The sequence below is a fragment of the Pseudomonadota bacterium genome, from assembly GCA_030860485.1.
Taxonomy (GTDB): Bacteria; Pseudomonadota; Gammaproteobacteria; order JACCXJ01; family JACCXJ01; genus JACCXJ01.
The window spans coordinates 1-6,977 of the sequence record JALZID010000173.1; the positions used below are offsets into that span (position 1 = coordinate 1).

Here is a 6,977-nt window from a genome sequence, read left to right on the forward strand (position 1 = left end):
GGCTAGCACCGCGCCCGGCTCGCTCCGCAAACGGTACAGCCCGCAGATCGAGTGGACCAGCGCCGCCACGGCCATCCCGCCGAGCGCGCCGTGACGCTCGACCAGCACGGTGTGCGCGCCCGCGCGCGCCGCCGCCACGGCCGCAGAGAGACCCGCGCCGCCACCACCGAGGACCAGCACGTCGCATTTCATGGTTTTATCGAATCAGGGCCGAGCAGATCGGCGCGCAGTCGCGTGCGCATGATGTCGAGCTCGCCGGCTCTGAGCGCGCCCTCGCGCCACGAGATGACCGCGATGAGACGCGCGTCGCGCTCCGAGAAAAAGACGCCGGTGCCCGGCGGCTGGCACACCGACGGCACATGCCAGCCGTGCGCGATGGGCGCCCCGCAGAACGTTCGACACTCGGGGAGAAACTCGCCGGTGTGGGAAAAGAAAAACGAGGTGAGATGGCCGTGCGAACCGTTGCGTATCACCCGCAGGTAAAGCCCGGCCGGCATCCGGCGCAGCAAGCGCGACGTGGTGGCGAAGGCCACATCGAGCCGCTCGCGCGTCTGTGCGACGAACTGCCCCTGCAAGGCGCGCGCTGCCGCGCCGAGCTCGGCGATCTCCGCGGGCAACAGCCGGAAAAACAGCTGGCTGACATGGTTTTGCCAGATCGGGTGCCGCGCACCGCGCTTGCGCTCCTGCACGGGGCAGTTGGATTGGTAGGACTCGGCGTCTTCGCCGCGCTGGCAGAGCACGGCGTGGTGCACCCGCATCGCCACCGCGAGAAACCAACCCATCCGGAAGAGCTCGTGCGTCGCCGTGGTGGCGCGCGCGGTGATCTCTACCGTTTCCGCCGCACTGAATTCCTCGACGAGAAACTGCGCCAGGCCGGGCCGGGGCGTGCTGCCGCCGAGCGAGCGGATGGACGTGCGCGCCAGGGCGTAAAAGCGGTCTTTGAATCTCTCCGCCTCGCCGAGCGCGGTACGCAAGCTGCCGGGACGCGGCGTGATCGGTCCCCAGGAGTCGGGGCGCGGTGGCGGGCTGTCCGCATTTTCCGCCAAACGCGCGATCTCGGCGAGGAAGAGCTCGGCGCCCTTGCCATCGAGCAGGAGATGCCGCCAGCGCAGGACCACGGTGCTGCCGTGTCCATCGCCGACCACGTCGAAACGCACGGCGGCCGCCAACGATTCGTTCAAACGCCGCGCGCATAGCTCGTCGAGTGGCCCGCGATGTTCCTCCACGGGAAAAGAAGGGCGCGCGTCCACGCGCCACACCCAGCGCGGCACGCCGAGGATGGTCTTGCGTAGGCGTGCGGCGGCGATGGGACTGGCGGCGGCGAGTCGGGCGGCGGCAGAGCGGAGCGCGGCCAGGTCGAGGCCCGGCCCGAGGCGCAGCACGGTGAGGCCCATGTGTCCGCCCTGGCCGGCGGCGAGCATCATGCGCTCGGCGGTGGCGAGGAACCAGTCCGCGCCGCTCAAGGGCACCGACACCGTCCCTGGCGTGGCCATCAGCCCCGGGTCCGGCGGACGGTTTCGGCGAGGTGCCGGGCGGTGCCAAAAGCGGCGCGGGTGATCGAGCCGTCGGGGAGCTTTACGGCAAACTCCTCCTCGATGAAAAGGATGATCTGCATGATCGACATCGAGTCCAAGCCGGCCGCGAAGAGGTCGGAATCGAGGCCGAAAGACTCGTCGGTTTCCAACAGATCGCTGCGGATGTGGCCCAAGAGGCGGGTGGCGATCCGGGTGGTCTCTTCCATCAATAAAAAGTTGGAAATAGAAAAATGGAAAGTTTAAAATAGAAATGGATCGATTCGGGCGTGGAATGGCGAGTTTATTCCGATCATCTCAACTCCCTGCTGGTCGGGTCGGTCGGGACGGCAAAACGCGCGGGGTCGAGCGGGCCATTGCGCGTGATGGCGTCGAAACGGTAGCTGAGCACGCCGCCCGAGGGCAGATCGACGACGACCTCGCGCACCTCGAGGGTGTCGGCGGCGATGCGGTTTGCGATGCGCGCGGGCATCTGCGTGGAGGCGTCGGGATTGCGCGTGAGGACGACGGCGTAGTGGTCTTCCTCGCGCCTGACCTCTTGTGTGTAGTCGCTTTCCTCCTCGGCCGGCTGGCCGCGCAGAAGACCGAGCAGCGAGAAGAACGGCTTGCCGGTGCTGTCCTCCCGTAGGGATCTTTCGAGCCGTGCGCCGGTCTTTTGAATGAAGATCCGATCGCCCAGGACCAGAACGAACTCCCCGGCGGGCTTGGTGAAATCGAGACGGAGCCGATCCGGCGCGCGATACGCGAGCGTGCCCGTGCTGACGACCGGATCGCGCAGTCCGGCTACGGCGAGCGTCTGGACCACGGTCGCCGACCAGGTGAGCGTCTCACCTTGGCGGGTTTGAAATCGGGCGCGCAGCGCCCTGGCGTCTTCGGTGGAGAGCGGCGGCGCCGCGAAAGCGGTGCTGCCGGCCAGGAGGGCAATCCAGAATAGGGGATGCCAGAATGTGGGATGGACGTTGCCGGGCATGGTGGCATTTTCCGCTACCGGGCCTGGCGCGGCAACCGCCCGGCCGGCGCTCGGATCGCCCGGCCGTGCGGCCGGAGCCGGAGATCTCGCGACGGCAGTGTACAATCGGAAGCGGCGTCGGTGCCAGCGAAGACCTCGGGGCGATATCGTGCCCGCCAATCCTCCGTCGATGATCGAGATGCTGCGCGCGCTCGTGGCCATCCCCTCCATGAGCAGCGGCGATGCGCGCCATGACCGCGGCAACCAGGGGGTGGTCGAGGTCCTCGGCGAGTGGCTTTCGGACCTCGGTTTTTCGGTCGCGCAGCTGCCGCTCTACGGACGTCCCGGGAAGTACAACCTTATCGCGCGCCTGGGCGAAGGCAGCGATGGACTCGTGCTTGCCGGCCACACCGACACCGTCCCCTACGACGAAGGCGCGTGGCGGAGCGATCCCTTCACCCTCACCGAACGCGACGGGAAGTTGTACGGGCTCGGTGTCGCCGACATGAAGTGCTTCTTTCCGCTCGTCATCGAGGCCATCCGTGACCTCGACCCGGCGCGGCTCAGGAGATCGCTCGTCATCGTCGCGACCGCCGACGAGGAGAGCACCATGGCCGGTGCCCGCGCCCTCCTCGACGCCGGCGAACCTCTCGGGCGCTTCGTCCTCATCGGCGAGCCCACGTCCATGCAGCCGGTGCGCCTGCACAAGGGCGTCCTGATGGAGGCGCTGCGGGTACTGGGGCGCTCCGGCCATGCGAGCGATCCGCGCCTCGGCAACAGCGCCATCGACGGGATGCACAGGGTCCTGGGCGCGCTCATCGCCTGGCGCGCCGTGCTGGAGCGAGACTACCGCGACCCGGCCTTCGAGGTCGCGGTCCCGACCTTGAACCTCGGGCGCATCGAGGGCGGCGACAGCCCCAATCGCATCTGCGCGGAATGCGAGGTCCAGATTGATCTGCGCATCCTGCCGGGCATGCCGGTCGATACGCTGCGCACGACCCTGACCCGAAGGGCCGAGGAGGCACTCGCGGGCACGGGGCTCGGTGTCGAGCGGCGCGCGCTGTTCGATGGCGTGCCGCCGCTCTCTACCGATCGCTCATCCCCCTTCGTGCGGCTCATCGAGGAGATCTGCGGCGTGCCGGCGGGGGCGGTGGCCTTCGCCACCGAGGGACCGTTCTTCAACGCCCTCGGCATGGAGAGCGTGGTCCTCGGTCCCGGCGACATCGCCACCGCCCACCAGCCCGACGAGCACCTCCCGGCCGAGCGCTTGGCGCCCATGGTGACGCTGCTCCGGCGCGTCGTCGCGGCCGTGTGTCTCTAGCATTGCACGCGCGCCCCGAGGCCTTCGTCACTTGGTTCCGGGCCGTCGCGCCCTATGTGCACGGCCACCGCGGCCGGACCTTCGTGATCTGCTTCGGGGGCGAGGCGGTCCAGGGCGAGCGCTTCGCCTCTCTCATCCACGACATCGCGCTCCTTCACAGCCTCGGCATACGCCTCGTGCTCGCGTACGGCACCCGCCCGCAGATCGAGGCCAGGCTCCGCGCCTCCGGCCTCGAGTGCCGTTACGTGAACGATCTGCGGGTCACGGAGGCGCCGGCCCTGGCGGCGGTCAAAGAGGCCGCTGGTGTCGTCCGCATCGAGATCGAGGCATTGCTGTCGATGGGCCTTGCCAACTCGCCGATGGCGAACGCGCGTTTGCGCATCGCATCCGGGAACTTCGTCACCGCGCGGCCCCTCGGCGTCCAGGGCGGGGTGGATTTTCATTACACCGGAGAGGTGCGGCGCATCGATGGGGAGGCCATCCAGTCCCGGCTCGCAGAGGGCCAGATCGTCCTCCTCCCGCCGCTCGGTTACTCGCCGACCGGGGAGGTCTTCAACCTCGACGCCGACGACGTGGCCACGGCCGTGGCCATCGCGCTTCGGGCCGGCAAGCTCATCTTTCTCATCGATGCCGCAGGGGTGGTGGACGAGGCCGGCGGATTGATCCGGCAGATCACGGTGGAAGAGGCAGAGGCCGCGATCGCTCAGAATCGATCGTCTAACATGCGCGCGCCTCGGCTCGGGCTGTCCGAGCTACAGTGCGCCATCAAGGGTTGCCGGATGGGCGTGGCGCGCGCCCATCTCATCGATCGACGCCGGGACGGCGCCCTGCTGCTCGAGCTCTTCGAGCGCGACGGGATCGGGACGTTGGTGAGCGCCGCACCCTTCGACCGCATGCGCCGCGCGATCATCGACGACGTGGCGGGGATCCTCGAGCTGATCGAGCCTCTCGAGGCCCAGGGGGTGCTGGTGCGCCGCTCGCGCGAGAAGCTCGAACGCGAGATCGGCCATTTCACCATGCTCCTGCGGGACGAGGCCATCATCGGCTGTGCCGCACTCTACCCCTATGAGGGCGAGGGGCTGGCGGAGCTGGCCTGCCTCACGGTACACCCTGATTACCGCAACGCCGGCCGCGGCGAAGAGCTGCTCCAAAACGTCGAGCGCGAGGCCCGCGCGGCGGGCCTGCGCAAACTCTTCGTCCTGACCACCCAGGCCGCCCACTGGTTCGTCGAGCGCGGCATGATGGAGGTGAGCATCGAGGACCTGCCCCTCGCACGCCAGGACCTCTACAACTATCGGCGCAACTCCAAGGTCTTCGCCAAGACGCTCTGAGCCGATGACAGTGTGGGTTTAGACGCGCAGCACCACCCTGGCGTCCCGGTTGCCGTGGCCTCGATGGGCGTCGTAACCCACCGATTGGTGCCGAGGGTCGGTTACTTGTCCTCGGCGGGTTACGGCGAGGTGAAAACTTCCGGTAAACGGGGAGGGTCCCGCCGAGCCGATCCGGGAGCATGGTGAGACGGTCCCCTCGGGCGCACCCATCTCCGCCCGATGCCGCTTCCCGTGGAACATGGATGAACCGTCGGATCCAATCGACGTTAGCCTGCTCAGTGTGGATGCTGTAGTTGTAGTGCGGCCGCCGGATGACGCCGCGGACCTGATCGAGCAGCCCGGGTTGGCTCCGCAGTCGGGGCCGGATCCTCATGTCTGCCCATGCCGTGTTTCCCTACGGTGGGGCGCGCGCCCCCTTCTACAATCCCCTTCGTCTTCAAGGCCTTGCCAGCCTCGCCGCCGCGCCCCCCGCGATATAATACGGCGCCGACGCGCCCCAGCTCAGCCCCCTACGGTCCCGCAGCCTATTTCGGCGCAAGATCGCAACGAAGCCGTTGCTAAGTGTTTGATGCGCCGTGTGCTACACTCGTTCAGTGAGTCGGCCGCCGCCTTGTAACACGAGGGATCGGCCACCCATTTCATTTTATGCAGCTTAGGAACTGCCGGTGTCTTTAAGCATTCGCCAACTCACACCCGACGACGTCGCGTTGATGGAAGCCCTGTTAGCGACCTTCGGTGAAGCTTTCAATGAAGTGGATACCTATAGGGGGAACCGACCGAATGCAGCGTATCTCCAGCGACTGCTCGGCAGTGACTACTTCATCGCGCTCGTTGCGTTGAAAAACGGCGAGGTCGTTGGCGGCATCGCAGCCTACGAGCTGAAAAAGTTTGAGCAGCAGCGCAGTGAGATATACATCTACGATCTAGCTGTCTCGGCTACACATCGACGGGAGGGCATCGCAACGGTGTTGATTAACAAGCTCAAGAAGATAGCTGCAGCCCGGGCGGCCTACGTTATTTTTGTCCAGGCGGATATCGGCGATGAACCGGCCATCGCGCTATATACGAAGGTTGGAGTTCGCGAAGACGTGCTGCACTTCGACATAGCCGTTACAGGCGGCAATGGCGCTGCATAACAAGGCGCTCAAGCCTGAGCGTTATCGCGCCGGGATAAGCTCGGCGTATCTTACGGGGTGAAAGTCCCCGTCGGGCAAGGGCTAGCCACCCACCCGTATCGAGCCTTGGGTCCATGGTGGAGTCAGGCTGAGAAGCCTGGCGAACAAGAGGGACTAAGCGTAGGCAGAGTATCCTGTCGGCCGTAGGGGTGACGCGCACCCTGAAGTGCTGGTACAGCTTCGAGATGAGATTGTTGCGGATGCCGAGGGTTTTAACGTGCCCGAAGGCAACACGAAACCTCCGAAAAGGCGAGGAGGTGGAGGTCCGCCGGAGTCCACAGGTCATGGCATGCAGGAAGAGATACGCTGTAGAACCCGGGAAGCCCCAACGGGCTCCTGTCGTGGGCACAGCATGGTGATGGTATACAGCTATTGAGGCAATGATGAGGAAACTCAGAAACGGAACTAGGCTGGAACCTAATGCCTTGTCGGAGAACCACGACCCAAGTGGGCGGGAAACCGCTACAAGTCCTTGGGGTGTCTTATCAGGCATAGCGATGGACGAGTGCCGGCGATGCGGGTTGTACCAGCCCTCGATGAAGGCGAAGATGGCCATCTTGGCCTCGGCCTGGGTCTCGAAGCGGCTGCGGTCCAGCAGCTCGCATTCCAGCGTGGCGAAGAAGCTTTCGCACATGGCGTTATCGAAGCAGTCGCCAACCGAACCCATGG

At 66.1% G+C, this 6,977-nt stretch carries 7 protein-coding genes and 1 pseudogene; 3 read left to right on the top strand and 5 right to left on the bottom strand.

Annotated features, from left to right (window positions below):
• The 4 genes from M3461_09555 to M3461_09570 form a co-directional block, all read right to left on the bottom strand.
• A partial coding sequence (locus M3461_09555; GenBank protein ID MDQ3774586.1) for an FAD-dependent oxidoreductase occupies positions 1–192 on the bottom strand: 192 nt, incomplete at its 3' end.
• Positions 189–1,493: a hypothetical protein gene (locus M3461_09560; protein ID MDQ3774587.1), complete on the bottom strand. Its 1,305-nt coding sequence runs from the start codon at positions 1,491–1,493 to the stop codon at positions 189–191. The genes M3461_09560 and M3461_09555, both read right to left, overlap by 4 nt.
• Positions 1,493–1,708: a phosphopantetheine-binding protein gene (locus M3461_09565; GenBank protein MDQ3774588.1), complete on the bottom strand. Its 216-nt coding sequence runs from the start codon at positions 1,706–1,708 to the stop codon at positions 1,493–1,495. Before M3461_09565 ends, M3461_09560 begins: the two co-directional genes overlap by 1 nt.
• Before the next feature lie 116 nt (positions 1,709–1,824).
• On the bottom strand, positions 1,825–2,502 hold the full coding sequence (locus M3461_09570; protein ID MDQ3774589.1) for an outer membrane lipoprotein carrier protein LolA: 678 nt from the start codon (positions 2,500–2,502) through the stop codon (positions 1,825–1,827).
• A gap of 148 nt (positions 2,503–2,650) precedes the next feature.
• Here M3461_09570 and argE point away from each other — a divergent pair, with 148 nt between their 5' ends.
• The 3 genes from argE (at position 2,651) to M3461_09585 (ending at position 6,269) form a co-directional block, all read left to right on the top strand.
• Positions 2,651–3,802, top strand: a complete 1,152-nt coding sequence (gene argE / locus M3461_09575) for an acetylornithine deacetylase (GenBank protein ID MDQ3774590.1) — start codon at positions 2,651–2,653, stop codon at positions 3,800–3,802.
• A 2-nt stretch (positions 3,803–3,804) separates the two neighbouring features.
• Positions 3,805–5,133: an amino-acid N-acetyltransferase gene (gene argA / locus M3461_09580; protein ID MDQ3774591.1), complete on the top strand. Its 1,329-nt coding sequence runs from the start codon at positions 3,805–3,807 to the stop codon at positions 5,131–5,133.
• Positions 5,134–5,798: 665 nt separating this feature from the next.
• Positions 5,799–6,269 carry an AAC(3)-I family aminoglycoside N-acetyltransferase gene (locus M3461_09585; GenBank protein ID MDQ3774592.1) on the top strand — a complete coding sequence of 157 codons (471 nt, stop codon included), beginning with the start codon at positions 5,799–5,801 and terminating at the stop codon, positions 6,267–6,269.
• A gap of 508 nt (positions 6,270–6,777) precedes the next feature.
• On the opposite strand, the pseudogene M3461_09590 reads toward M3461_09585, so the two are convergent.
• Positions 6,778–6,977 (bottom strand): annotated as a pseudogene (locus M3461_09590) (integrase core domain-containing protein).